Origin of the sequence: Bradyrhizobium lablabi, from assembly GCF_018131005.1 — a bacterium.
Lineage (GTDB): Bacteria > Pseudomonadota > Alphaproteobacteria > Rhizobiales > Xanthobacteraceae > Bradyrhizobium > Bradyrhizobium lablabi_D.
The window spans coordinates 319,821-346,569 of sequence record NZ_JAFCJK010000006.1; the positions used below are offsets into that span (position 1 = coordinate 319,821).

21 protein-coding genes are annotated in these 26,749 nt (G+C 64.3%); 5 read left to right on the forward strand and 16 right to left on the reverse strand.

Translation table 11 applies throughout. From position 1 onward, the window contains the following. Positions 1–50: 50 nt before the first annotated feature. A complete protein-coding gene (locus JQ553_RS20225) occupies positions 51–3,554 on the reverse strand; it encodes a PAS domain S-box protein (RefSeq protein WP_212501760.1) in 3,504 nt (1,167 codons plus the stop codon). A gap of 294 nt (positions 3,555–3,848) precedes the next feature. Here JQ553_RS20225 and araD point away from each other — a divergent pair, with 294 nt between their 5' ends. Both araD and JQ553_RS20235 read left to right on the forward strand, forming a co-directional pair. Next, on the forward strand, positions 3,849–5,588 hold the full coding sequence (gene araD / locus JQ553_RS20230; protein ID WP_212501761.1) for an L-arabinonate dehydratase: 1,740 nt from the start codon (positions 3,849–3,851) through the stop codon (positions 5,586–5,588). Between the two features lie 59 nt (positions 5,589–5,647). Continuing rightward, positions 5,648–6,367: a ribonuclease activity regulator RraA gene (locus tag JQ553_RS20235; protein ID WP_212501762.1), complete on the forward strand. Its 720-nt coding sequence runs from the start codon at positions 5,648–5,650 to the stop codon at positions 6,365–6,367. A 40-nt stretch (positions 6,368–6,407) separates the two neighbouring features. Here JQ553_RS20235 and JQ553_RS20240 read toward each other — a convergent pair whose 3' ends face one another. The 9 genes from JQ553_RS20240 to JQ553_RS20280 all read right to left on the reverse strand — a co-directional run bounded on the left by JQ553_RS20240 (position 6,408) and on the right by JQ553_RS20280 (position 18,638). Next, positions 6,408–8,516: a S9 family peptidase gene (locus tag JQ553_RS20240; RefSeq protein ID WP_212501763.1), complete on the reverse strand. Its 2,109-nt coding sequence runs from the start codon at positions 8,514–8,516 to the stop codon at positions 6,408–6,410. 216 nt (positions 8,517–8,732) lie between these two features. Continuing rightward, positions 8,733–10,451 (reverse strand): iron ABC transporter permease, encoded by a 1,719-nt coding sequence (locus tag JQ553_RS20245; RefSeq protein WP_212501764.1) that lies wholly within the window; start codon positions 10,449–10,451, stop codon positions 8,733–8,735. A 186-nt stretch (positions 10,452–10,637) separates the two neighbouring features. Beyond that, positions 10,638–11,702: an ABC transporter substrate-binding protein gene (locus JQ553_RS20250; RefSeq protein WP_212501765.1), complete on the reverse strand. Its 1,065-nt coding sequence runs from the start codon at positions 11,700–11,702 to the stop codon at positions 10,638–10,640. A gap of 23 nt (positions 11,703–11,725) precedes the next feature. Beyond that, positions 11,726–12,787 (reverse strand): ABC transporter ATP-binding protein, encoded by a 1,062-nt coding sequence (locus JQ553_RS20255; RefSeq protein WP_212501766.1) that lies wholly within the window; start codon positions 12,785–12,787, stop codon positions 11,726–11,728. 284 nt (positions 12,788–13,071) lie between these two features. Next, the gene (locus tag JQ553_RS20260) at positions 13,072–13,368 is read right to left on the reverse strand and encodes a GIY-YIG nuclease family protein (RefSeq protein ID WP_212501767.1); all 297 of its coding nucleotides are present in this window, start codon (positions 13,366–13,368) and stop codon (positions 13,072–13,074) included. 274 nt (positions 13,369–13,642) lie between these two features. Further along, a complete protein-coding gene (locus JQ553_RS20265) occupies positions 13,643–14,827 on the reverse strand; it encodes an alanine--glyoxylate aminotransferase family protein (protein ID WP_212501768.1) in 1,185 nt (394 codons plus the stop codon). A gap of 151 nt (positions 14,828–14,978) precedes the next feature. Beyond that, positions 14,979–15,812, reverse strand: a complete 834-nt coding sequence (locus JQ553_RS20270) for an LssY C-terminal domain-containing protein (RefSeq protein ID WP_409363081.1) — start codon at positions 15,810–15,812, stop codon at positions 14,979–14,981. 194 nt (positions 15,813–16,006) lie between these two features. Continuing rightward, positions 16,007–16,735 carry a thermonuclease family protein gene (locus JQ553_RS20275; protein ID WP_212501769.1) on the reverse strand — a complete coding sequence of 243 codons (729 nt, stop codon included), beginning with the start codon at positions 16,733–16,735 and terminating at the stop codon, positions 16,007–16,009. A 163-nt stretch (positions 16,736–16,898) separates the two neighbouring features. Next, complete coding sequence (locus JQ553_RS20280; protein WP_212501770.1) at positions 16,899–18,638, reverse strand: hypothetical protein; 1,740 nt, start codon at positions 18,636–18,638, stop codon at positions 16,899–16,901. Between the two features lie 365 nt (positions 18,639–19,003). Here JQ553_RS20280 and JQ553_RS20285 point away from each other — a divergent pair, with 365 nt between their 5' ends. Then, positions 19,004–19,843 (forward strand): caspase family protein, encoded by an 840-nt coding sequence (locus tag JQ553_RS20285; protein ID WP_212501771.1) that lies wholly within the window; start codon positions 19,004–19,006, stop codon positions 19,841–19,843. Between the two features lie 121 nt (positions 19,844–19,964). On the opposite strand, the gene JQ553_RS20290 is transcribed toward JQ553_RS20285, so the two are convergent. Then, complete coding sequence (locus tag JQ553_RS20290; RefSeq protein WP_212501772.1) at positions 19,965–20,840, reverse strand: efflux RND transporter periplasmic adaptor subunit; 876 nt, start codon at positions 20,838–20,840, stop codon at positions 19,965–19,967. Positions 20,841–21,133: 293 nt separating this feature from the next. Beyond that, positions 21,134–21,985, reverse strand: a complete 852-nt coding sequence (locus JQ553_RS20295; RefSeq protein WP_212501773.1) for a class I SAM-dependent methyltransferase — start codon at positions 21,983–21,985, stop codon at positions 21,134–21,136. A 154-nt stretch (positions 21,986–22,139) separates the two neighbouring features. On the opposite strand from JQ553_RS20295, the gene JQ553_RS20300 reads away from it, so the two are divergent. Further along, on the forward strand, positions 22,140–23,732 hold the full coding sequence (locus JQ553_RS20300) for a winged helix-turn-helix domain-containing protein (RefSeq protein ID WP_212501774.1): 1,593 nt from the start codon (positions 22,140–22,142) through the stop codon (positions 23,730–23,732). Between the two features lie 286 nt (positions 23,733–24,018). Here JQ553_RS20300 and JQ553_RS34935 read toward each other — a convergent pair whose 3' ends face one another. Next, a complete protein-coding gene (locus JQ553_RS34935; protein WP_283817269.1) occupies positions 24,019–24,147 on the reverse strand; it encodes a hypothetical protein in 129 nt (42 codons plus the stop codon). A gap of 282 nt (positions 24,148–24,429) precedes the next feature. On the opposite strand from JQ553_RS34935, the gene JQ553_RS20305 reads away from it, so the two are divergent. Next, on the forward strand, positions 24,430–25,290 hold the full coding sequence (locus tag JQ553_RS20305; protein WP_212501775.1) for a hypothetical protein: 861 nt from the start codon (positions 24,430–24,432) through the stop codon (positions 25,288–25,290). 146 nt (positions 25,291–25,436) lie between these two features. On the opposite strand, the gene JQ553_RS20310 is transcribed toward JQ553_RS20305, so the two are convergent. The 3 genes from JQ553_RS20310 to JQ553_RS20320 are packed head-to-tail and all read right to left on the reverse strand — an operon-like array spanning position 25,437 to position 26,212. After that, positions 25,437–25,667: a hypothetical protein gene (locus JQ553_RS20310; RefSeq protein ID WP_212501776.1), complete on the reverse strand. Its 231-nt coding sequence runs from the start codon at positions 25,665–25,667 to the stop codon at positions 25,437–25,439. 39 nt (positions 25,668–25,706) lie between these two features. Then, positions 25,707–26,030 carry a DUF2934 domain-containing protein gene (locus JQ553_RS20315; RefSeq protein WP_249144444.1) on the reverse strand — a complete coding sequence of 108 codons (324 nt, stop codon included), beginning with the start codon at positions 26,028–26,030 and terminating at the stop codon, positions 25,707–25,709. Next, positions 26,027–26,212, reverse strand: coding sequence for a hypothetical protein (locus JQ553_RS20320; protein ID WP_212501777.1), 186 nt, complete (start codon positions 26,210–26,212; stop codon positions 26,027–26,029). Before JQ553_RS20320 ends, JQ553_RS20315 begins: the two co-directional genes overlap by 4 nt. Between the last annotated feature and the right edge of the window lie 537 nt (positions 26,213–26,749).

Consider the following 26,749-nt stretch of genomic DNA (forward strand, 5'->3'; position numbering starts at 1 on the left):
AGCACCCAACGGCTTGTTGATGTACTGAGGTCACCGTCTCGCTCCATCCTTCAGTCCGCGAGCGCCTTGCGGATCATGGCCGCCAATTCCGATTTGCGATAGGGCTTGGGCAGCAACAGGACACCTTCGTCCAGCCTGCCGTGATGCATGATCGCGTCCTCGGTGTAGCCTGAGGTGAACAGCACTTTCACGTCCGGCTTGATCTTGAAGATTTCCTCGGCGAGCTGGCGGCCGTTCAGGCCGGGCATGATTACGTCGGTGAACAGCAGGTCGAACGGCTGGCCCGTTCGGACGATCGCGAGCGCTTCCCCGGCATTGGCCGCCTGCAGCGTGACGTAGCCGAGCCCGTGCAGTTGCGTCAGCACGTAGTCGCGGACCAGTTTGTCGTCTTCGACGACGAGGATCGTTTCGTTGCCGCCCTCGAGGTCCGACGTCTCGGCTGCATCCGTGGTGGAGGCCGCGTCAATGGCGGGCGGCAGATACATCCTGATCGTCGTGCCGTGGCCCTCCTCGCTGTAGATCTTGATGTGCCCCGATGATTGCTTGACGAAGCCGTAGACCATGCTCAAGCCGAGCCCGGTGCCCTTGCCGGGCCCCTTCGAGGTGACGAAGGGATCGAACACCTTGTCGAGCATGTCGGGCGGGATTCCGGTCCCGGTGTCGCTCACCGCGATCATGGCATAGCGGCCGGGCCATACGTCGCCGTGCAGGCCGGCATAGCTCTCGTCGAGCACGACCGACGCCGTCTCGATGAACAGCTTGCCGCCTTGCGGCATCGCGTCCCGCGCATTGAGCGCGAGATTGAGCAGGGCGTTGGCGAGCCGGTTGGGATCGACGACCGCGAGGCACGTCTCGTTGTCGAACGCCGTATGGATCTCGACCTGTTCGCCGAGCGTTCGCCGCAGCAGCTTGGTCGTATCGACGATCAGTGCATTGATATCGATATCGCGCGGCTCGAGCGGCTGCTTGCGCGCGAAGGCCAGCAGATGCTGGGTCAGATCGGCGCCGCGCGTGGCCGCCTCGTCGATCATCCGCGTGATTGCCGCAAGCTGCGGGTCCGTCTTGACGCCATCGGCCAGGATCTCGATCGTTCCGGTGATGACGGTCAGGATGTTGTTGAAGTCGTGGGCGATACCGCCCGTGAGTTGTCCGACGGCTTCCATCTTCTCGGCCTGCCGGATGCGCTCCTCTGTCGCGAGCTTGTCGGTGAGGTCGCGAATGAAGCCGTTGAACACGAAGCCGTCGCGGGTCCTGAGCGCGGTGACGCTCAGCTCGGCGGTGAGGAGCTTGCCGTCGCGCCGCCGGATCGTGATCTCGCGACGGGGGCCGGCGACCTGGTCCAGGCTGGACTTCAGGAAACCCTCCATCGCGGACCTCAACGGCCCCTGCTTGGGGTCGGGCGCCAGCAACTCGAACACGTTCTTCCCGACGGCTTGCGAACGCTCCCAGCCGAACAACGTCTCCGCCTGCGCGTTCCAGTCCTGCACGATGCCCCTTTCGTTGACCTGCACGAAGGCATCGAGCGCGGTATCGATGATGCCGCGGGCGAGTTGCGCACTTTCGCGCAGTATGTCCTGCGCTGCGTGACTCTCCGTCATGTCGCGGCCGACGTAGAAGAACCGCTTTACCGGTTCGGACCAGACACCGAGCCAGGACAGCCACACCTCGCGTCCATCCTTATGGAGGCCCCGGGTATCGGCGATCTTCGGAAGTTGCCCCTGCCGCAGGGCGCGCATTTCGGTACGCGCATTCCCGAGGTGATCGGGATGGATGAAGTCGGCGGCGCTGCGGCCGACCATCTCGACCGGCCGGTAGCCGAGGATGGTCTGGCAGCTTGGGCTGACCTGAACCACGTCTCCGCGGGAATTCAGCACCATGATCAGGTCCTGCGACGTCTCGAAGATGCGCCGCCGCTCTTCGGCCTGCTGCCAGAGCACCTGTTCGGTGCGGTTGCGCTCGCCGATGTCGCGCGCCGACTGGGAGACGCCGATGATTGCGCCGGATAACGTCTTGATCGGTGCGATCGAGAGTGAGACCTCGACCGGCGCGCCGCCCTTGCGCACGCGCACGGTCTCGTTCTGCTCGATCCGTTCGCCCCAGCCGATGCGGCGGACGATGTCATCGATCTCGGCACGCCGGTTCGCCGGTACGATCAGCGAGATATGCTTGCCGACCGCTTCCTCGGCAGAGAAGCCGTACAGCCGCTCCGCGGCCAGGTTCCAGCCGGTGATGGTGCCATCCAGCGATTCCGTGATGATGGCGTCGTTGGAGGACTCGACGGCCGCGGCAAACAGGTGTTCGCGCTCGGCATGGTGGTCGCGTGCCGCTTCGGTGCGTCGATGCTCGACGACCTCGCGTTCGAGCGCGACCGTCTTGGCGTTGGCCTCCTCCATCACGCGCGCGAAGGCGCGGGCCAGCACGCCGGTCTCGCCGGCGGCATTGACGGGAATGGCGGCGGTTCCCTTCTCGGTCACGCGCTCGACTGCTGATGTCAGTTGCGTGATCGGCCGGGTGAGCGACCGCGCGATTAGCGCGGCCAGCGCCCCGGCGCCGATCACCGCCAGCAGGCCGACCAGGATCGAGCTGTTGCGGACCGCCATGGCCGGCGCCATGAACACATTGCTGGGGACGGTCTCGATGACGGCGACCCATTGGCGTCCGGCCAGGAGTGCCGGCGCGAGCGCTATTCCAGTCGGCCCTCCGGCTTGATCCGTGATCATGGTCGACACGCTCTTCGCGGTGCCGAGCGATGCCGACAGGTAGGGCAGGTCGTGCGGCCAGTTCGTCGGCTTGCCGAGTTGCGAGCCAAATTCGCGCGTAGCGTCGGGATGGACGAGATAGTTGCCGCTGCCATCGACCAGATAGATGAGCTCGCCGGGCCGGCCCGACTGGCGCACGCTCTCGAGCGCGGGCCGCATGTCGGCAGTGATGAGGACAATTCCGAACGGCTTGCCGTCGGAAGCCCTGACCGGCTTGGCGATCCTCATCGTCGCGACATGCGGCGACTCGATGACGCCATTCTCCGCGTTCAGGCTGACCGGCGAGACGTAGATGTCGTCGCCCGCGAGATTGATCGTGTCGCGAAAATAGGGAGCGTCGCCGATCTGCTTCAGCTCCGCTTCCGGCACGATCCGCACCGCGCCGTTCGGGCCGGAACGGTCGACCCGGACAAGCTCGCGATGGCCGTCGGCAAGGCCGATAAAGCTCAGCGAGTAGGCCGGCTTGAACGGCATCTGGGCGGCCAGCCGGCCTTCCAGCTGTTCCCGCCAGGCGGCCTCCGTGGTGCCGTCGGTTGGGTCGATCCCGCCGTTGAGCCGTGCGCGCATCAGCCCACCGACCGGAGCCAGGCCATGGAAGGTCGCAATGTCGCCGGGGGCGTTGCGGACGCGGGATTCGAGGCTGGAGACGGCGAAGCGCGCCTGGGTCTCGATCCGGTCGAGCACGCGCGGCGCGATCGTCTGTTCGAGGCTGCGATAGCTCAGCCATCCGACCGCGGTGACCGCGACCGCAACCAGCGCAATCATGGCGACGGCAAGCCTGGTTGTCAGCGTCATCGGCGTCTGCGCAGCCTTCCCACGCCTGGATAGAGAGGCGCGCCGACGATCAGGATGTTTGCCAAATCAACGGCCTCCGCGCTGAATTCGCTCCACGGCTTGTCCTGCGGGTTTCTGAATCAACCTTCTCGTGCAACAAGTTCCGGCCACGCTGCATTCCCACCTCGAGCGACCGGGACGCGCCGTTGAAACTAGGTTATATGCCCGCCTGCAAGCATAGGACAATGTGCCTGCAGCGGAAATCCGGACTTTCCCGCGCACCCGCGCAACGCCTTGAAGGATGGGGCAGCCGCCATGACCAACAAGAACAAAACACCCGATCAACTGCGCAGCGCACGCTGGTTCGCGCCCGACGATCTCAGAGCCTTCGGCCACCGCTCGCGCGCCATGCAGATGGGCTACGCGCCCGAGGAATGGAAGGACCGGCCGGTGATCGCCATCGTCAATACCTGGTCCGATGCGCAGCCCTGCCACATGCACTTCAAGAGCCGCGTCGACGACGTCAAGCGCGGCGTGCTGATGGGTGGCGGCTTCCCGATCGAATTGCCGGCGTTGTCGCTGTCGGAATCGTTCTTGAAGCCGACCACCATGCTCTACCGCAACATGCTGGCGATGGAGACGGAGGAGCTGTTGCGCGGCCACCCGGTCGACGGCGTGGTGCTGATGGGCGGCTGCGACAAGACCACGCCGGCGCTGCTGCTGGGCGCGACCAGCATGAACCTGCCCGCGATCTATCTGCCAGCCGGCCCCATGCTGCGCGGCAACTGGAAGGGCCGGACGCTCGGTTCGGGGTCGGACGCCTGGAAATACTGGGACGAGCGGCGTGCCGGGAAGATTTCCGACAAGGACTGGCTCGACATGGAGGCCGGCATCGCCCGCAGCTATGGCACCTGCATGACCATGGGCACGGCGTCGACCATGACCGCGATCGCGGAAGCGCTTGGCATGACCCTGCCGGGCGCCTCCTCGATTCCTGCGGCCGACGCCAACCACATCCGCATGAGCGCGGAGGCCGGCCGCCGCATCGTCGAGATGGTCTGGGAGGACCTCACCCCGCAGAAGATCCAGAGCCGCAAGGCCTTCGAGAACGCCATCACGGTCGCGATGGCGATGGGCTGCTCGACCAACGCGATCATCCATCTGATCGCGCAGGCACGCCGCGCCGGGCAGGACATCGGGCTCGATGACTTCGAAAAGGCCAGCCGCAAGGTGCCCGTGATCGCCAATGTGCGGCCGAGCGGCGACCTCTATTTGATGGAGGATTTCTTCTATGCGGGCGGGCTGCCCGGCCTGATGAGCCGGATCAGGGACCATCTGCATCTTGATTGCATGACGGTCACCGGCGGGACGCTCGGCGACAACATCGCAGGCGCCGAGGTCTACAATGACGATGTCATCCGCACGGTCGAAAATCCGATCTACAGCGAGGGCGCGCTCGCGGTGCTGAAGGGCAACCTCGCGCCCCATGGTTGCGTCATAAAGCCCTCTGCCTGCGACCCGCGCTTCCTCAAGCATACCGGACCGGCGCTCGTGTTCGACGATTATCCCGCGATGAAGCAGGCGGTCGACGATCCCGAGCTCGACGTCACGGCCGATCACGTGTTGATCCTGCGCAACGCCGGGCCGCAGGGCGGACCGGGCATGCCGGAATGGGGCATGCTGCCGATCCCGACCAGGCTCGTGAAGCAGGGCGTGCGCGACATGGTGCGGCTCTCGGATGCGCGGATGAGCGGCACCAGCTACGGCGCCTGCATCCTGCACGTCTCTCCGGAGTCCTACATCGGCGGTCCGCTGGCGCTGGTGAGGAACGGTGATCTCATCACGCTCGACGTCGCCGCGCGCACCATCAATCTCGACGTGCCGGAGGCGGAACTGGCCAAACGACGCGCCGAATGGCGACAGCCCGAGCGTCGCTTCGAGCGCGGCTACGGCTGGATGTTCTCGCGTCACATCAAGCAGGCCAATGAGGGCTGCGATTTCGATTTCCTGGAAACCGGCTTTGGCAGGCCGGTCGCAGAACCGTCGATCTATTGATCAGCTCATTCCGGGTTTACGCTTCGCGTGCCCCGGAACGACAACTGGGACGAAGCACCATGTCAAAACTCAGCGAAGCCACCCGCAACAAGCTCAAGACCGTCTCGACCGCCACCGTCGCCACCGCGCTGTTCAAGCGTGGCTTCCGCATCCAGATGATCCAGGATGTGCATCCGCTCAGCGCCGACCAGCCGACGCTGGTCGGCGAGGCCTTCACGCTGCGCTACATGCCGGCGCGCGAGGACCTCAACAAGATCGAGGTGTTCCGCGACCGCTCGCACCCGCAGCGCAAGGCGGTGGAGGATTGCCCGCCCGGCGCGGTCCTGGTGATGGACAGCCGCAAGGATGCGCGCGCAGCCTCCGCCGGCGCAATCCTGGTGACGCGGCTGATGAAGCGCGGCTGCGCCGGCGTCGTCACCGACGGCGGCTTCCGCGACGCGGCCGAAATCGCCCGGCTCGGCTTCCCCGCCTTCCATCACCGGCCGAGCGCGCCGACCAATCTGACGCTGCATCAGGCGATCGAGATCAATGTGCCGATCGGCTGCGGCGACGCGCCAGTGTTTCCCGGCGACGTCATCCTCGGCGACAGCGATGGCGTCATCGTCATCCCCGCCCATCTCGCCAACGAGATCGCGGACGAGACCTTCGAGATGACCGCATTCGAGGATTTCGTGACCGAGGAGGTGCACAAGGGCCGTGGCATCTTCGGGCTCTATCCGGCAACCGACGAGCAGACCCTGAAGGATTTTGCGGCGTGGCGGAAAGCGAAGGGGCGATAGCCTTCTCGTTGCTCTCCCCGCGAAGAACGCAGAGAGGAACTCACACCTCCGCCTTCTCGGCCATCCCGACCGCCCACAGCGCGAACGCGTAGACGATCGCGACTTCGTCCAGCCGGTCGAACCGGCCGGAGGCGCCGCCATGACCTGCGCCCATGTTGGTGCGAAGCAGGACCGGCCCCCCGCCTTTCATGGTGGCGCGCAGCCGCGCGATCCATTTTGCCGGCTCCCAGTACGTGACGCGCGGATCGGTCAGGCCGCCCATCGCCAGGATCGCCGGATAGTCCTTGGCCGCGAGATTGTCGTAGGGCGAGTAGGACAGGATGGTGCGGAAATCCTTTTCGCTCTCGATCGGGTTGCCCCATTCCGGCCACTCCGGTGGCGTCAGCGGCAGCGTGTCGTCGAGCATGGTGTTGAGCACGTCGACGAACGGAACTTCGGCGACAATGCCGGCGAACAATTCGCCCGCGCGGTTGGCGACCGCGCCCATCAGCATGCCGCCGGCCGAGCCGCCGTGACCGACGATGCGTTTCGCACTGGTGTACTTTGCCTCATACAGCGCGCGGGCGGCAGCCGCGAAATCGTCGAAGCTGTTGGTCTTCTTCTCGCGCTTGCCGTCGAGATACCAGCCCCAGCCCTTGTCGGCGCCGCCGCGGATATGCGCGATGGCGTAGACGAAGCCGCGGTCGACCAGCGACAGCCGGTTGGCGGCAAATGAGGCCGGCATCGCCATGCCGTAGGAGCCGTAGCCATAGAGCAGCAGCGGCGCCTTGCCGTCGCGGACCAAATCCTTGCGGTGCAGGATCGAGACCGGCACCTGCGCGCCGTCATGCGAGGTCGCCATGATCCGCGTAGTGACGTAATCGGCCGGATCATGGCCCGACGGAATCTCCTGGCGCTTGCGCAAGACGCGTGTCCGCTTCGCCATGTCGTAGTCGTAGACTTCGGATGGCGTCGTCATCGACGAATAGGAGAAGCGCAGGTTCGTGGTCTCGAATTCGTAGCTGCCCATGGTGTCGAGTGAATAGGCGGCTTCGTCGAAGGCAATTGCATGCTCTTCGCCTGTCGTGAGATCGCGGATGATGATCGCTGGCAGCGCGTTGGCCCGCTCCAGCCGCACCATGTGGCCGGCATAGAGTTCGAGGTCGAGCACGTAGATGCCCTCGCGATAGGGGATCAGGTCGCGCCAGTTGGCACGCTCCGGCGCCCTGATCGGTGCGGTCATCACCTTGAAATCGATCGCGTCGTCGGCATTGGTGAGGATGAACAGCTCGTCGCCGCGGTCGGCGATCGAATATTGCACGCCTTCCTCGCGCGCCGCGACCATGCGGGGCGGCGCGTCGGGATCGTCGAGGTCGATCAGCCGCTGCTCCGACGTCTCGTGGTCGCCACCCGCGATCACGCAGAAGCGGCCGCTCGAGCTCTCGTGCAGGTGGGTGAACCAGCCGGGATCCTTCTCTTCATAGACCAGGACGTCGTCCGCCTGTCCGGTGCCGAGCTTGTGCCGCCACACCTGCATCGGTCGGTGATTGTCGTCGAGCTTGACATAGAAGAAGCTCTTCGAGTCCTTGCTCCAGACCACGCCGCCGTCGGTCTCCTCGACGAGATCGTCGAGATCTCGGCCGGAGGCCCAGTCGCGCACCCGGATCGAGAAATATTCCGAACCCTTGGTGTCCGCGCTCCAGGCCTGCAGCCGGTGGTCGAGCGAATGCCGGCTGCCGCCGAACCTGAAGTAATCGTGGTCTTTCGCCAGCGCATCGCCATCAAGCACGAAGTGCGCGTCGCCGCCGTCGCGCGGCATGCGGCCGAACAGTTCATGCTGGCCGCCTTCGCGGAACTTGCTGAAATAGGCGAATGGGCCGTCCGGCGACGGCACGCTGGAATCGTCCTCCTTGATCCGCCCGCGCATCTCCTTGACGAGCTGCTTCTGCAGCGTGTCGGTGTGGCCGAGCAGGCTCTCGGTATAGTCATTCTCGGCTTCGAGATATTGGCGAATATCCGGATCGAGGATCGCGGGATCGCGCAGCACCTCCTGCCACTTCGGGTCCTTGATCCATGCATAGTCGTCCGTCACCGTGACGCCATGGACTGTGAAGGAATGCGGCCGGCGCGGCGCGACGGGGGGCAACGTCTTGGTGGCGGATTTGGTCACGCGATCCTCATGGGGCGGGCTCCGCCTTATATCGGGATGAATGTGGCGATTGCCAGATGGTTGATGCCGCGGTTTCCGCCGTCATTGCGAGGAGCGAAGCGACGAAGCAATTCATTGCTATCCCCGCGGGGAACGATGGATTGCTTCGCGGAGCCTGTCATCGGGTGCGCGTTCGCGCGACCCGTTGGCTCGCAATGACGGTGCGGATAGGGCGCGTTACCCGTTCCGCAGCCTCGCCCCGGCGTTGCCGCCGAACATCGGGATCTGGTTCACCGTGAGCACAACGCCGAAGGTGATCATCAGCATCGCGATGCCCAGCACGGCGATCGCGGCGAGGTCGCCGCTTTCATTGAGGTCGTAGATCAGGACCGACAGCACCTTGGTCTGCGAGGTAAACAATATGATCGCCGCGGAGAGCTCCCGCATCACGCCGATGAAGATGAAGCACCAGGTCGCGATCACGCCGGTGCGCAGCAACGGCGCGGTGATCTGGCGCAGCGCCTGCAGCCGCGTCGCGCCGAGGATGCGGCTCGCCTCCTCGAGCTCGGGATGAATGGTCGCGAACGCCGCCTGCAATTGCTGATAGGCCGAGGGCAAATTGATGGTGAGGAAGGCGAGTAGCAGGATCCACAGCGTGCCGTAGAGCACGAAGGGCGGCCTGGTGTAGCTCAGGAACAGCCCGACGCCGAGCACGATGCCAGGCACCGCGACCGGCGCGGTGGCGAGGAAGGCGAGCACGCGGTGGCCCGCGATCACGCGCCGCGTCGTCACATAGGCGATCACCAGTGCGAGGATGGTGCCTACAGTCGCGGTCGCGGTCCCCAGGATCACCGTGTTCTCCAGCGCGAGCCGGGTCGACGACAGTTCGGTGAATACGAAGACGATGTTGTGCAGCGTAAAGGTCGAGGGCGTCACCAGCGTGGTCGCGTTCGGCGAAAACGCTGCATTGAGCAGTGCGAGATAAGGCAGGAATACCGGGTTGAGCAGCACGACGAGACAGAACGCCGACGCCGCCCAGCGCCAGCCCTTCAATTCGACGCGGCGCGGCGCGCCATATTTGCCGCCGACCACTGAATAGCCGCGGCGCCCGAGCAGGAACTTCTGGCCCTGCAGCAGAAGCATCGTGAGCAGCAGCAGCGGCACTGCGGCAGCCGCCGCCAGCTCCAGCTTCGGCGGATACTGGAACAGGCTCCAGATCTTCGTCGTCATGGTGTGGAAGCCGGCCGGCAGCGCCAGGATCGCAGGCGAGCCGAACAAGGTCATGGCCTGCAAGAACGCAATCAGTGCGCCGGCAACCAGCGCCGGCAGCGCCAGCGGAATCGTCACCCGCCGCGCCGTGGTCCAGGCATTGCCGCCGAGGATTGCCGAGGCATCTTCGAGTTCGCCCGGCATGGTGTCGAGCGCGTTCGCCACCAGCACGAACACGAACGGGAAAGTGTAGCAGGAGATCACGAAGATGATCCCGGTCATCGAATAGATGTCAAATAGCGCGTCGGCGTCGGCGCCCGCGAACTGCCGGTAGAGCTGGTTCAAGAGCCCTGAGTTCGGTGCGGCCAGCAGTTCCCAGGCGATCGCTCCGAGGAAGGGCGGCGTCACGAACGACGCCGTCACCAGTGCGCGGATGATCTGCCGCCCCGGCATGTCCGTGCGCGAGACCAGCCAACTGATCGGAGCGGCGACGATGCAGCAGATCACCGCCGACGTGGTGGCGATGATCGCGGTCGTGAGCAGCGGATCGAGGAAATCGGGGTCGGTGAACAGCGTGACGAAATTCTGCAGCGTCGGATGCCTGTTGCGGTCGGTGAAGGCGAATATCGCAAGCCACGACAGCGGCAGCAGGATCAGGAGGATGAGCACGGTCGCGAACAGCCACAGCACCGGATGGGTCCAGTCGATGCGGGATTTGGAGGCGGGGGAGGTGTTGATTGTTGTCATCTTATCCGCAAGGCGAGTTGCATCCGCTCCCTCTCTCCGTCCTTCGCGGGGAGAGGGGTGGAGTGAGGGGCCGCTTCAACGAGCGCAGCGCGTAGAAACTCTCCCTCACCCGGATCGCATCTGCGATGCGACCCGACCTCTTCCCGCAAGCGGGGCGAGGTAAGAAAGAAGCGGCCGTCTTCACGCTCATACCCGAAACAGCCGCGCATAGCGTGTCTTGATCTCTTCGGTCATCGCTTCCACGCCCGCCGGATCTTCCTTCATCAGCTTGATGTCACTGAGCCTGCGCCGCCCGGCCTTCGACTGCACCTGCGCATGCACCGAGTATTGCGCCGTGAAATCGACGAAGAATTGCTGGGTCTCGCGGGTATGCAACCAGGCCTGGAACAGCTTTGCGGCGTTCGGATGCGGTGCGCTGGCGAAAATACCTGTCGGTCCCGAGATCGTCGGCGTGCCCTCGGTCGGGTAGACCGGCTCGACCGGCTGTCCGGCCTCCTTCAACAGAACGATGCCGTATTCGTTGCCGTCCGCCATCACCGCGCGCTCGCCGAGCGAAAGCTTCTTCGGCGGGTCGGTGGAGGACTGCACCTGCATCACCCGCTGCTTCGCCAGCTTGTCCAGATAGGGCCAGCCGAGCTCGCGCACGATCTGGAACGTCGTGGTCATGATCGTTCCGCTATAGGCCGGATGGCCCTTCACCATCTTGCCCACCCATTTCGGATCGAGCAGGTCGGCAAAACTCTTCGGCGCCTCGTCGCCTTTCACAAGATTGGTGTTGTAGGCAATCGTCGACAGCCACAGCCGCGTGGTGACGGCCATGCCGTCCGGATCGCGGTAGCCGTCCGGGAAATACCTCGCGACGTCTTCCGGCAGAAACGGCATCAACCAGCCGTTCCTTTTCCAGGGAATGAAATGCGAAGCGTCGGCACTGTTGACGATGTCGGCGGCGTGGATGTTGGATTCGAATTCCTGCGCGACGCGCTGGAACAGCCGCTCCGAGCCGGAGCGCTCGATCTGGACCGAAATCCCCGGATAGTTCGCCTCAAACGCCTTGCCAAGCTTCTCGCCGACCGGCAGGTCCATCGAGGAATAGAAGACGATCTTGCCTTCCTTTTTTGCCGCGTCGACAAGCGTGGGCGTGATTGCGATGGCTTCGGGCGCCGCGGCGCGCAGCGGCGCTGCGAACATGGTGCCAAGCGCGGCCGCGGCCGAGCCCTTCAGGACGTCGCGTCTGGATACTCGTTTTCGCATCGCGCCCCTCTGTTCCCGCTTCGCTATCGGCTGAGCGCCCGGCAGCGCTCGGGCGGCAGCGTCAGCCAGACTTCGCTGCCCCTGTCGACCGAAGTACCGGTCGGCGTGGTGACGCGCAGCGAGGTGCCGTCGGGCGTCTCCACCATGTAGTCGCGGTTCATGCCGAGATAGACCTGCCGCGTCACGACGGCCTTGAGCGTGTTCTGCTGCGAGGCCGGCGCTAGCGTCGAGAGCTCGATCTCGTGCTGGCGAATCGCGACCGGTGCGGTCTGTCCCGCCACGAGTCTGGTGCCGACCACTTGCAGCGTTGCGCCGGCAAAGGCGACGTGGTTTTCGTCGCGCGCCGTGCCCCTGATCACATTGGCCGCGCCGATAAAGCGCGCGACAAATTCCGATTCCGGCCGCGCATAGATGTCCTCGGGCGTGCCGAGCTGGTCGATCTTGCCGGCATTCATCACGGCAATGAGGTCGGCCGTGGTCATCGCCTCCGATTGATCGTGGGTGACGTAAACCGTCGTGTAGCGATATTCGTCATGCAGCCTGCGGATCTCGAACCGCATCTCTTCGCGCAGGTTGGCGTCGAGATTGGAGAGCGGCTCGTCGAGCAGCAGCGTCTCGGGCCCGACGATCAGCGCGCGCGCCAGCGCAACGCGCTGCTGCTGGCCGCCGGAGAGCTCGCCAGGATAGCGCTGCGCCAGCGCCTCGAGCCTCGTCGTCGCCAGGATCGCGGCGAGTTTCTTTGCGATCGTGTCGCGGTCCAGTTTGCGCAGGCGCAACCCGTAGACGATGTTCTCCGCGACAGTCATGTGCGGCCACAGCGCATAACTCTGAAAGATCATCGACATGTTACGCTGCTCCGGCGGCAGCGTGCGGGCCTTCGACGAAACCAGGCGATCGCCGACGCGGATTTCGCCGCCGGTGGGCTCGAGGAAGCCTGCGATCAGCCGCAGCGTCGTGGTCTTGCCGCAGCCGGAAGGGCCAAGCAGGCAGACCAACTGGCCGTGATCGATCTTGAGCGAAACGTCATCGACCGCGACGAACGAGCCAAATTTCCTGGTCAGCCCGCGCAATTCTACCGACGCCAAGCGATCCCCTCCATCTCACATTGTCGCAGGGATCAGTGCCCGGCTGTTGCGGGAAGTAAAGCGGAAAACGTGGGGGACGGAAAGTGTTGGCTTTGCTTTTGACGACGCAACGCAATCTATTCCCGTCATCCTGAGGAGGCCGTGAAGCGGCCGGCTCGAAGGATCGACGGCCCCGCTCTCACCTCGAGAGAAGCAGAAGCGTGCGGCGAAAGCCGGGCCGTCCGTCCTTCGAGGCTCGCTGCGCGAGCACCTCAGGATGACGGGGACAGGGGTTGCTATTAGGCTCACGCAGCACCACCACGACGTCGCGCCAGCCGGCTGATGGTGTCCCAGTCCGATCGTATCAGCGCTTCCTTCTTTGCACGGCTCCAGCCTTTGATCTGTCGTTCCGCGGCGATCCAATCTGCGACGCGATCGAAATACTCCGACCAGACGAGGACCACCGGTCGCCGGTTGTAGGTATAGCCCGGGAAGGCTCCTGCGTTATGCTGATCGATGCGAGGCGCAAGATCGTCACCCGTCGCGCTGCCGACATAGAAGGAGTTATCGGCGCGGCGAAGCATGTAGATGTAAACACCCATCGTGACGGTCCTGACGCACTCATGAGCCGGTTAAGGGATTGTGCAAACTTTGCTGCGGTCATTGGGGGCTGTTCGTCGGACCTTTGCTCGAGGTGCTCCGTCATCCTGAGGAGCGCGCTCTTGCGCGCGTCTCGAAGGATGCACGGCCCGGAAAACTCCGCGCGGCGGGATTTTCTCGGCGCGAGACCGTGGCCGTCGATCCTTCGAGACGGTCGCTTCGCGACCTCCTCAGGATGACGGAGTAGACATGCGAAACTGGCCTGCAAGCTCGAGCCTAGGCCCTCACGCCCTCACCCAGCCACTGTACCGCGGCCTCGAGTCCTCCCTTGCCGTGCGGAATCTTCAACGCGTTGAGCGCGACCTCGACCACGCCAAGCGTGCCCAGCACCATCGGTGCGTTGACGTAGCCCATATGCGCGATGCGAAAGGCCTGGCCGTGCAGGTCGCCGATACCGGTGCCGAGCACCACGCCGCATCTCTCCTTGCAGTAGCGCTGGATCGCGGCGGGATCGGTACCATTCACTGTCACCGTCGTCACGGTATTCGAACGCTCGGCTGGCTCGGCGATGTTGAAGCCCAGCACCTGGCCTTCGGCCCAGACGGAAACCGCGCGGCGCACGGCCTCGCCGAGCAGGCGGTGACGCTCGAACGCGTTCTCCAGCCCTTCGGCGTGCAGCATGTTGATGGCTTCGCGCAGCGCGAACAGGAGGTGCACCGGCGCGGTGCCGGCATATTTGCGATAGTGCTCCGGGCCGTCGCGCTCGGTCCAGTCCCAATAGGGCGTGCGCAGGTTGGCCGTCTTGTGCACCTCGCGGGCGCGATCATTGGCGGCGACGAAGCCGAGGCCGGGCGGCGTCATCAGGCCCTTCTGCGAACCCGACATCGCGACGTCGACGCCCCATTCGTCCATCTCGAACGGCATGCAGCCGAGCGAGGCGACGGTGTCGACCATGTAGAGCGCCGGATGGCCGCTCGCCTTGATCGCCTTGCCGATCAACTCGATGTCGTTGTAGGCGCCGGAGGCCGTGTCGACCTGCACCGCGAGCACGGCCTTGATGGTGCGTTCCCTGTCGTGGCGCAGTCGCGCCTCGACCTCGGCGGGACGGATCGCGCGGCGCCAGTCACCCTTGAGCACCTCGACCTCGACACCCATCGCGGCTGCCGCATTGCCCCAGTTGATCGCGAAGCGGCCGCTTTCCAGCACAAGGATCTTGTCGCCGCGCGACAGCACGTTGGACAGCGTCGCTTCCCAGGCGCCATGGCCGTTGGCAATGTAGATGTAGGAGTTGCCCCTGGTGGCGAACAGTTTCGAAAGGTCGCGCAGCAGGCCCGCGGTCAATTCGACCATCTCGGTGGAGTAGATGTCGAGCGCCGGGCGATGCATTGCGCGCAGCACGTCGTCAGGCATCGTGGTGGGCCCAGGGATGGCCAGAAATTCCCGGCCCGCGCGAACGGTCATCTTTTTGTTCCTTTTTGGGTAAAACGCCAATCAAGCGCTTGGCGTCAGGCCTGGAAGATATGCGATCAAGGCCGTGATTGCGAGCACGGCGAAGCAATCCAGAGCTTCAGAAAGCGCGGGTCGCGCGCGCCGTTGCGGATCATCGGCCGTATCAATGCCCGATCGCGTTCACGACCGCGTGCCAGAGCTGGTCCTTGAATTCCGTCACGGCAGGGCTCGGGATCGCCTCGACCGGGCCGTCGTGCTTCCGGCAGGCCTCGACCAGCCGCAGCACCCAGATCTCGCCATCGGTGTAATAACGATCGCCGCCGCCATTGCGGCCGGCGAGCGTCGGCCCGATGCCGGTCACCTGATATTTCGCGGTCACCATGCCGGCGGCTTCGAGATCGCCGGTGAGCCGCGCGCGCTCGGCATCGAGGTCGGCGTCGATGTGATGGGTCACTGCACCGGTGTAGTGGCTGACCCCGACGCTGCGGTCGAGCGTGGCCGAGCCGAGCCACACCGGGCGTTTCTCCTCGCCTTGGTCGAGCACCTTCCAGTAGCGGACGTGGTTGCGGCGGTCGGCGCTGGTGCCAATCGGCTTCTCGAAGGCGAGATCCTCGCGCCGTCCGAGATAGAACAGATTGCTTACCGGCGCGTCCTTGTAGGGGCGATCGAGCAGCACGCTGCCGACGATCTCGATCGATGACTTCAGTGTGATCGGATCGGCTGGATACCAGCCTGCTTCATGCATGGCGCAGATCACGTCGGCCCGGTCTCCGATCAGGCCGATGTTCATGGGATCGCCGGGAATGCCCTGCGCGGTGCGGGTCACCATCGGCAGATCGGCAAGCCACTTTTGGTGCTCGTAATGCGTCCAGAATACTGGCAGCGCCAGATAGGCCGCGAGCAGATAGATGATCAGGACAAGCAGCAGCAACAATTGGACACGCCTGAAACGCCCGTGCCTGCGCGCCGTATGCGGAATGTCCTGGATATCGGTCACGGGTTTTCCTGACGCGGCTCATCCGCGGGCACGTTTCACATCTCCCGCTTGTGGTCGTATCGTGTCGACAGATCCAATGCGGTTGGAGGCTCTCTCCTCACCAAGACTGCCGCAAGTGGTAAAACGCCCACCCACGCCCTCCCCGCAAGCGGGAGAGGGGGCAGATGCGATTGTAATTCAACCCAACCTATGTGTCAGCGCCGCGTCTCGCGGCACCCGGCGGCCTCAGCTTCCTCGACCGAGCAGAACCAGCGGGTGCCCTTGCTGATCTTCATCTCGATCTTCGCATACCAGCGGCTGGTCGGCTGGTGAAAGATGCATTCGCCGGACCGGTTGACGTTGCCCTTGATGGTGCAGTCGGGCGAGGGCGCGACAGCACCGGAGGCGGATGCGAGCAGGATCGCGTTGGCACTTTCCGGCGGCTTGACCGCGCCAAGCACCGTGGTTTTCTTGTTGCGCACGCGCCAATCCCACGGCGCGATGAAGGCGCCTTTCCACATCCCGGCTTTTGCCTCGCGCGCGGCTTTTTCATCGGCCTCATAGTCATGCGAGACTCGGGTATAGGCCAGCGCCCATCCGTTGGCGACGAGCCATTTCTGAATGTCTTCACCGTCGGCCTCGCAGCGCGCCACCGTGCGGCCGCGGCGGTCGACCGCGCGGGCATGGCAGGTCCAGCTCTTGTTGCCGGCATGCTTGATCAGTTCGTCGCGCGCGGCGACCCCGCAGGTCCAGCGCTCGCCATTGTTGTTGAGGCAGAGTTGGTCCGTCGACGGAGCGTCGATGCCGCCGAGGCGGATGCGGCTATTTCCGATCTGGACTTGATCGCCGGAGCGGACCTTCGGCACACCTGTGATGTCGGCCGCCTGCGCCAACGCCGGCACCGACAACAGCAGGGTGGCAAGAAGCAGCGTCTTCGATCGCATCGGCAATCCCGGCGAGGGTGAGCGTTCGGATGTCGGTACCCGGAATTGTGCGGGCAATTGGATGGCCGTGCCAGTGGCGCCCCGTCGCAGGCGGTTTCAACTTCGCGTCATCGGAAGGGCGAATAGCGAACCGGACGCGTTTCGAATCTCTACTCGCTACATCCTACTCGGCATTCGCGTTGCCCGCCATTCGCCTTTTCGCCAGCGCGAGGCCCATCAGCACGAAGGCCGACGTCACCTCCGGGCCGCCGACCAGGATCCGGGTCGGCGTCTTCATCTTGTTCCACTCATAAGCCTTGTACGGGCCGTGCCGGCCGCCCTCGCCGAGGCTGCGCACGATGCGGTGCAGCGGCGCCGCGAAGGTCGCGGTCTCGGCGCCGAGATGTGCCAGCGCCATCAGCGCAAGCGCGGCGTCGAACGGGTTCATCTCGCGAACGATGAGTTCGTTCCGCACGTAGCCGAGCACCCGCGCGCGGATCAGCGCGAACACGTTTTCGGGGTCGATGATACGCTGCGCCGCGAGCGGCAGCGCGACGAAGGCCGCGTAGCAGCGGCCGAAATAGGCGCAATAGAGCTCCGGCAGGTAATAGATATGCGAGCGCGGATTGCGGAACGCGCCGCTTTCGGCCAACCGCTTCTGGAAGGAGATGATGCGACGTACCGTCTCCAGCCGCTGGGGCGTCTCGATGACCCGCCAGCGCGCCAGGTTGCGGAACGAGACTTCGAGGATGTCGAGGTTCAGCGTCGGATCAAGATCATTGCCGTAGGGGCGGTCGCCGTCGAGATTGTCGATCCAGGTGACGACGCCGCCCTCGTAATCGATGGTATCGTTGATCGGCACGGTGACGCGCGGTTCGTTGGCGCCGGCGCGCACCTGGTAGCCGCGGTAGAAGTCCAGAAGCGGCTGGTTGAGGATCGGATCGTCGGATCCGGCCTGCAGAGCTGCCGAGAACGAGCACGCGGTTGTGTCGCAGTCCGGCACGTAGATGCCGAAGCCGAGATCCTGCTTGATCTGGGCGAAGAAGCGGGAAAAGCGCGGGTGCGGCGGCGGCGCCAGCGCGGTGATCACCTTCACCCTCGAGCCGTCGTGCGAGGGCACCTCCTCGGCGCTGATCTTCAGGCAGAAATCCACCATCTCGGAAATCGCACGCCGCGCCGCGCCCGCCTGCTCGGCTGACGCGAGCCCGGTCTCGATGAAGCCGAGCAGCGCCTCGGTGAAGAATGCGTCGTAATAGGCCGAGCGGTGGCGGATCTGCATCGGCTCCCACATCGGTTCGGCGATGCCCGTCCAGGGCGGGTTGATCAGCGTGCGCGCCGGCGAATGCGCGATGAAGATGCGCGCGAGGCTGAACAGCAGCGTCGAGTTCTTGTAACCGCGCGCGTTCAGGCCGGTCAGCGCCATCAGCATTTCGCGCCCGCCCATGTCGGCATCGCCAAGCAGGTTGAACGCGGCATAGGTCGGGATGAAGCCGTTCCTCGCGAACGAGCGCAACAGATGCGCCCCGCAAGTGCGGATCACCTTGTCGATCTCGGTCGCGGCGGGCGGACGCAGCGCTGATCTGGACGGCGGTGGCTGCGGGTGGCGGACGTTGATGTCACCCATCAGCTCGGCGACGGGGGCCCCGACCGCGGCCCAATCGGGGGTCCCGTCGTCGCGGGCATGGACGAGCGCCGCACGAAGCCGCGCAAGCCGCTGCGGGTCCTTCAGGGCGGGAAGGCCGGCGCGGCGGAGCAAAGGCCGCAGCGCCGGGTTGCGGAGCGCGGTCCGGTAGAATTTCCCGAGATGGGCGTCGCCGCCGCGGTATTTCAGCAGCACAGGGTCGCAGACGTCGTAGAGCGACGGGCCGTCCTTCTTGGCCGTCAGGACCCGGCAAACCGCGCCAGCGATCGTGTGAAATCCCATGAAAATCTTTCTGCAGGAAACCGGTTAACACCGCCCAAACCGGACAGCGCGCGGCCGAGAGGCGGCCGTCATCCCCCAAGTCCTTGGAACGCTACAGAAATCCCCAGGAAATACAATGTGACTTACATCACATAAAATCACGTTAGTCGGAGCCGGATCGCCGGGCGCAACCGGACCACGCGTCAAACCGGGTTGCCCCGGACGCCTCGGCAGGCTAAAGGCTTCCTTGTTGCGATGCCGCAAATTGACGTCAATTGTTCGGCATCTCCAATTTGCAACCCCGCTAAACCCTGAACGGCTTTGCCGCGACCAACGGGCGCGACCATGTAAGGCGCCGTGGGATAACGATTGGGACTAGGAACGCTATGGACCTTAGGCAGCTTTGCATTTCCCGGCGTACTATCGCCGCCGTGGTGGCGCTGACCGGTACGGTGTCGCTGGTGATCGGGGCGCACGCCGCGCTCAACAAGCGTTCGCCCGATGTCGCCAAGTCAATTGTCACCGAGCAGACGCTGGGTGCTGCCAAGGACGTCTCCCGTCTCGCGCTGGTCATCGGCAACGGCCATTACCCGGACGCCGCGGCGCCGCTCGCCCAGCCGATCAACGACGCCCGCAACCTGTCGGCCGCGCTGCGCAGCGACGGTTTCGATGTCGATGTCGTCGAGGACGCGACCAGGGACGACATGGTCCGCGCGGTTGCGCGGATGAAGGCGAAGATCAGGCCGGATACCGTCGTGATGCTGTTCTTCGGCGGCTACGGCGTACAGGTCGGCCGCGAGAGCTACATGCTTCCGGTCGACGCCACGATCTGGAAGGCGGCCGACGTGCGCCGTGACGGCATCAGCGTCGAGTCCGTGCTCGGGGCGATGCAGGAGCAGGGCGCCAAGGCCAAGCTTGTCGTGCTCGACGCCTCCAGGCGCAATCCCTATGAGCGCCGGTTCCGCGCGTTCAGCCACGGCCTCGACGCGATCAGCCCGCCGGAGAGCACGCTGGTGCTGACTTCGGCTGCGCCCGGCAAGGTCGTCGACGACTCGACGTCGCCCAACAGCGTTCTGGTGTCGGAACTGCTGAACAATCTCAATGCCCAGACCGGCGCCGAAAGCGCCTTCAACAAGACCCGTCTGGCCATCTCCCGCGACAGCGAAGGCGAGCAGGTGCCGTCGGTATCGTCGTCGCTGCTCGAGGACATCAAGCTCGGCGGCTGAGCTTTATAGGCGAATAGCGAATAGGCGAGTAGCGAATAGGGAAGGGAGCACAGCCTTTCTTCCCTATTCGCTATTGGCTATTCGCCACTCGCTACTCCCTACTCCCTACTCCCCCTATTCCCTACTCCCTATTCGCCCCTTCAACGATCGGGCGCACCGGATCGCCCTCGCGCAGCAGCGCTCCGGCGCGGGCGACGACGATGTCGCCCTCCTGGAGCCCATCGCGGATCTCGACCTGCCCGGCCGACATCAGCCCGGTCTCGACCCGCCGCGTCTCGACGCGGTCGCGGCGCACCACCTGCACCACGGTGCCGGCGGTGGAATAGAGGATCGCGGTGAGCGGCACCGAGACGCCGCAACTCTGCCCGGTCTTGATCTGCGCGCGGCCGCTGGCATTGACCAGCAGCCGCCGGCTGGTGGATATGCCGAGGAACACCTGGCCGAGCTGGCTGTTCGGCTCCACCGTCGGCGCCACGCGCCGCACCTTTCCATCGACCTCGCCGGTGCCGATGATCTTGATCCGCGCCGTCTGGTCCGGCCGCAGCTTGATGACGTCGCGGGTCGGCACCATGCCGACCAGATCATATTCGCTCTTGGCGATGATCGAGAACAGCGCCTCGCCCTTGCCGGATGCCGAGGCGCCCACGACCGCCGATGCGGCCGAGATCACGCCCGCAACCGGCGCCGTCATGTTGATCGAGTTGGTGCCGTCGGTCAGCCGCGCCAGGATCTGGCCCGCGGTGACGGTGTCGCCGGCATCGACCATCACCTCGGCAACCTTCAGCCCCGGCCGGTCGGGGCGAAGCTGCTGCTCGTCGCGCGGCAGCACGATGCCGGAAACCTCGACGATGTTGCCGAAGCAGAATTTCGAGGCCTTCAGCACCGTCACCGTCGCGCCCTTCGGCGTCTCGCTCTCGCCGGCGGCCAAAGCGGGCCGCGCCGCGGCCAGAATGAGCGCGGAGGCAAGCAGGGCGCGCGAGCACGCGACACGTGACATCATCGGCGTTCCATTCCCCGGAGAATGCCGCCCATGACTACCAGAAGCGCCGCGGCCGAGCCAGCCGGGGCGGGATGAGGTCAGGGGCCGCGATCTCGAGATCCACCTCGCCCCCGCGTGCGGGGAGAGGTCGAAATTCAAGCGCAGCTTGAATTTCGGGTGAGGGGGAGTCTCCGCGAAATCGGCTGGTTCGTCTTCATGGTGAGAGGCCCCTCTCCCCGTAAGAACGGGGAGAGGGAGCGTTGTCCCGACGCGGTTACGCTTCGATCGTGACCGCGAATGTCGGCCGCGCCTCACCGCTTGGTGATGACGACCTCGAGATATTCGCTCGGCACTACCATGCTGCCGTTGCCGGCGCGGTTCATTCGCACGATCAGCGCGTGCAGGTCGTTGTGCAGGTCGGTCTGCCGTGCCGGCTCCAGCGCCGCGAAGGCCTTCAGCACCGGGCCGTAATAGGTCTTGAAGATCTCGAGGAAGTGGTCGGCCGAGCGGTAGCGGAAGTTGAAGTGACGCGCCTCGACCTTGATACCGGCGGCACCGGCATCGAACATCTCGGCGAGCCGCGTGCGCGTGCCCCACATCGCCGGCGACTTCGCGCCCGCGGGCGGCGGCAGATATTTGCCGAGCGTCTTGAACACCTGGCCGATGAAGCCGTCCGGCGTCCAGTTGGCGAGGCCGATCTGGCCCTTCGGCTTGCAGACGCGCAAGAGCTCGCTGGCGGCGCGCTCCTGGTTCGGCGTGAACATCACGCCGAAGGTCGAGATCACCACGTCGAAGGCATTGTCGGAAAACGGCAGGTTCTCCGCGTCGGCTTCCCTGAAGGCCATCGGCAGGCCCTCGGCCTCGGCGCGCGCGGCGGCGCGGTCGAGCAGAGCGGGCACATAGTCGGTCGAGGTCACGTCGCACCAGCGCCGTGCCGCGGCGAGCGAGGCCATGCCGTTGCCGGCCGCGACATCCAGCACCGTGGAGCCGGCCTTCAGATCCAGGCTTTCGCAAAGCTGCTCGCCGACGATCTGCAGTGTCGTGCCGACGATGGCATAGTTGCCGGACGACCAGGCCGCCTGCTGCTTGGTCTTCATCGCGGCGAAATCTGGTGTTGCCGGCGCTTGCGATGTGGCGCTCAATGCGGTCGCGGTGTTGGACATATTCCTCCTCCTGAAATATCCGGGCGCGGCACTGTGCCGCCCGTACTGAACCTGTATGGCCTTCGGCGCACCCAAAGACTCTGAGGGGAGGAGCATTTTGCCTTGAGGGCGGCGTGATTTTTTGCTGAGACGCCTGAAGGGGCGAGGATAGGCCTTGCGATTTCTCTTTTCAGACCATGAGCTTGACACTGATCTGCGCGAGCTGCGCCGCGGCGGCGAGCGGATCGCCGTCGAGCCGCAGGTGTTCGACCTGCTGGTCCATCTGATCCAGCATCGCGACCACGTCGTCAGCAAGGATGATCTGATCGAGACGGTCTGGGGCGGCCGCATCGTCTCGGAATCCACGTTGACGAGCCGCATCAACGCCGCGCGCCGGGCAGTCGGCGACAGCGGCGAGCGGCAGCAGGTGATCCGCACCATCGCGCGCAAGGGCTTTCGCTTCGTGGGCGAGCTCGCGCCCGACGCCGCCCCGCCGCGCGAGCGGACGCCGGAGCCGGCGAACGGCGGCGCGCCGCAACAGGCCGAGGCGCAGCCAAGCGAGCCCACCCTCCGCCCGGCGCTCGATCGCATCGCGATCGCGGTGCTGCCTTTCACCAACATGAGCGGCGACCGCGAGCAGGACTATTTCTCCGACGGCATCACCGAGGACATCATCACCGCGCTGTCGCGGCTGCGCTGGTTCTATTGCATCGCGCGCAACTCCTCCTTCGTCTACAAGGGCCGCGCCGTGCACCTGAAGGAAATCGGCGAGGAGCTCGGCGTGCACTATGTCGTCGAGGGCAGCGTGCGCAAGGAGGGCGGCCACGTCCGCATCACCGCGCAGCTCAACGATGTCGCGACCGGCAGCCATCTCTGGGCCGAGCGCTACGACCGCGATCTCGCCGACGTGTTCGCCGTGCAGGACGAGATCACCCAGGCCGTGGTCGCCGCGATCGAGCCGCAGCTCTACGCCGCCGAGAACTTCCGCGCGCAGCGCAAGGGGCCCGACAACATGGACGCTTGGGATCTCGTGGTGCGTGCGCTGTCGCATTACTGGCGTGTGACGCGGCAGGATCATCTGGTGGCGCAGGCGCTGCTGGAAAAGGCGATCGCGTTCGATCCGCAATATGGTCGCGCGCTCGGCCTGCTCGCCGCGACCCACATCTTCTCCGCCCATATGGGCTGGGTCGACATGGCGGCGACGCTGCCGGTCGCCGAGCGCGCCGCGCTCGCCGCGATCCACGCCGACAGCGAGGACCCCTGGGCGCATTATGCGCTCGGCAGCGTCTATCTGTTCGAGCGCCGCTTCGACGATTCGCTCGCCGAATTCGAGCTCGCGCTGCGGCTCAACCCGAGCTTCTCGCCGGCGCGCGGCATTTATGGCGTCGCGCTCGCCTATTGCGGCAGGTGGGAGGAGGGCGACCGCGCCGCCCGGCACGCGCTGCTGCTCTCGCCGCGCGATCCCTTCGCCGGCATCTATGACGGCGTTGCCGCCTACTGCCAGTTCGTCGGCCGCAACTACACGGAGGCGATCCGCTTCGCCCGCGAAGCCCTGCGGCTGCGCCCCGATTTCGTCGGCGCCCACCGCGTGCTGACAGCCGCCGCCGCCATGGCCGGCCAGGACGATCTCGCCGCCTCCTCGCTGGAGGCGCTGCGCATGGCCCAGCCCGGCGTCTCGCTGTCCTGGCTCGAGAGCGAGATGCCGTTCAAGCTCGACGAGGAGCGCGAGCATTATGTGGGGGCGTTACGGCGGGCGGGGTTGGGGTAGGGGCGCGAGGTGTGTCCCCTAGCACCACGGGGCATGCACGCACCATGAAGCGCTCTAGCAGACTGTTGAAAAAAAGCACAATGATTCGCGGTGCGATTCCAGTTTGTTCTCTTTCGGATTCAGCTACGTTCACCGGCAAAACGATTTTTTCAACAGCCTGCTAGTGCAGATTGTGCTGTACGCAAATTTGCACGACGCTATCGCTTTTGTGGAACATCAGGCGCGCGTACCTGAGCGCCGGTCCGATTTTAGCCGGTCTGAAGACGACTACTTTAGACTAGCGCGCCTAAATCCCGAAAACCCAAACCGCAACAACCGTCCCGAGCACGGCTAGGCCGGAGATCGCCCAGCCGGTGACGTACGCGGCATGATCTGTTGCAGGTCTATCGACCATCGTGTCGTGCACGTGGGTCATGACGGCCTCCGGTAGATTGCTCCTGGAGGTAGGTCGCCGCCAGGGGCTCTAGGTTCAAACTCTTGGGGCGCTGACACACCTTCCAGTAGGCCGATATTGCTTTTTCGATCATTGCGACGATTGCGGCGCGGCCGCGGGATCACAGCGCGCAGAATGGTATGCCTGCGAGGACCGCTACATTCAAGAAGTCGATCCACAATCTTTCTTCAGGAGCATTGACACAACTCGTGCGCGAACGTCCACTCAGGCGCTCGATCCACTGCGACAGCGCGATGCGCAACAATGGCAATTCGACATTCATTCGAACCGAACGCTGGATATCGGTTTTTCAAAGGCAATGTGTCCGTGCTATTGCACGCGGCCGCGCGCTTTAAGCGCGACGCCGTTGTTACAAATATCGACCTGTTTAACTTTTTTCGTCATCTGAATAGATATCTTCAGAACGTTGGCGCATATGAATTCGAGCGCCAAGGCCCAAGCAAGCTAATGACTGCCGACAACTTTTTAACTCTGGAAGGTGCTGTATTCTATAAATTCATGTCTGACAGCACGCTCAGTCATTTCATGAACGGATCATTTCAACTCGGTTCGATTAGTTACTATCGCAGCATTGAGCAACAAAATAGCAAGGACGCCATGGAAGGACTTGCTAACATAGCGTTTCAGGCACCCGGAAACGTGTTCGGCTTATCGTTGGCATCAGGATACAATTTCGGCATTTTTTGCGGAGCACAGAACTTGGACCGATGCGCTGAAATGTCAGAACGATTCGGGCCTCGCATCATCAGGATCGCGAACTTGCAAAGTTTTGCAGAGGAGATAAAGATATTGTTCGGTGCCAATCGCTTCTATTACGGCCACGTAATCTACAATGATCTAAAACTACTAAGAGCAAAAACGCTCAAAACGATCCGATTGTCGCAAGAGCCGTCAACAAACTTCGATCCAGCGCTGATCAACGATGCACTATTTGATCTTCTTTATAAGACTAGCTTTCATCCGAGCCTCTTTATGAAGCCAACGCGGTTCGCGATTGAGGATGAGTTGAGACTCGTCTTCGAAATGCCGGTAGATGTACCGCCACCATACGTTCTTAGAAAAGCAAATGTCGATCTCATGAAGCACATCGATATCATCCGTTAGCTTGCCAGCGGCTTGGTCGCTAGATCGGGAGTCGCAGCAGTCAATGCCGGTGACAAGCGCGAGATGGCGTTGACGCGATGGTCTCTGCCGCCACCGCGCACAGGTGGCCCGTGACAGGACGGACTGCAAAGAAGCTCTGCAATCCCTCAACCATACGCCGGCCCATCGACCAGCGTGCCGATCAAACGCAACAGGGCCTGGTGCTCAGGTCCTTTCACGTCCCCTCGCAAGAACTCGCCTAGCTCGATCTGCGACGGTCGGCCACCGGAGGGCGCGTTTGGCTCATGAATGACGAACGCCTTGCCGCTGGCCGGTTCGCGCGCAAGGAACCAGGCGTCGCCATTTGGACTGCGATACAGCTCTCTTCTCTCCGACATCGGGTTGCTCCTGATTTTGCCGACCGGCGCCAACCAAGCTCATTCGGTCTCGTCGCCGTTCAGTTCCCGCTCCGCCTGTAGCCAGAACTCGAGGTCGCGGCCCGCAGGCCTACCGTGCTGTTCCCAAAGTTCGTGAGCTCGCGCCTTGATTTCCTGCCTGGACCGCCGCGCGGCTATGCGCCGCCGCAGCCCCTCGCTCAGCTCTTCGACAAATGCGCGGAGCCGCTGATACGTGGTCTGGTCTGATATTCCCGAGGCAAGCCGCTTCGCCTGTTCGAGTTGGCGCTCTATTTTGCGGCGATCGCTGCTCTGGCCCATGGCCACCTCCGTCCAGATAAGACGGCGGGAGCCAAAATCGTTCATTTTGAGGTGGTTGCCTCGGGAAGCCGGATCACGAGGCGCGCCCCGCTCCAAAGCTCGATACTGCCTCCCTCAAGCAGCCGCCCGGCTCGCTCGATGGCTTCTTCGTCATTGACGCAGACCATCGGTTCAAACCCGACGATATGACCGTCCACGCTGACGAGGTAGGCGCGGTACTCCGCCATGGCTATTGCGGGGCGCGCAGGCCGGGAGAGCTAAGCCATTCATCGATGTTGGCGGCGGTCTCGCTCTGCCGCGCGCTCCGCAGGAGGCTCTCTCGCTCCTTACCCGGCGGCAGTCGTCTCGCCTGGTCACGTGCGCTCTTTGCGTGTGCGACCAGGCGATCCCGGAGGGATAATGTCTGCTTGAAACGCCGTCTCATGGGCGCGCTCCTTCAAGGCGGGAGCACAACACTCTCAGTCACCGCCAGGTGCCGGAAGATGGAACGGTGATAGCGTGAGGCTATACCCAGTCTGTCTCCGTGTATGTCCACAAGTGCACACAAGCCGGCGCGCTGCAAAGCAATAGGAACCTTGGGCTCCGCCAGGAGTCGACTCTTCAGGTTAGGCAAGCCAGGTCTTCATAAGCCTCATTCGGCACGCTGATGTAGAGGGAAAGGGAGCAGGAAGTGACTTACGTCCATGAGTCGAGAAAACCCACGCCCGCCCAGCGCGAGGCCCAAAAGGCTTTCCGGGAAGCGGACGCCAAGGTCGCGATGTCAG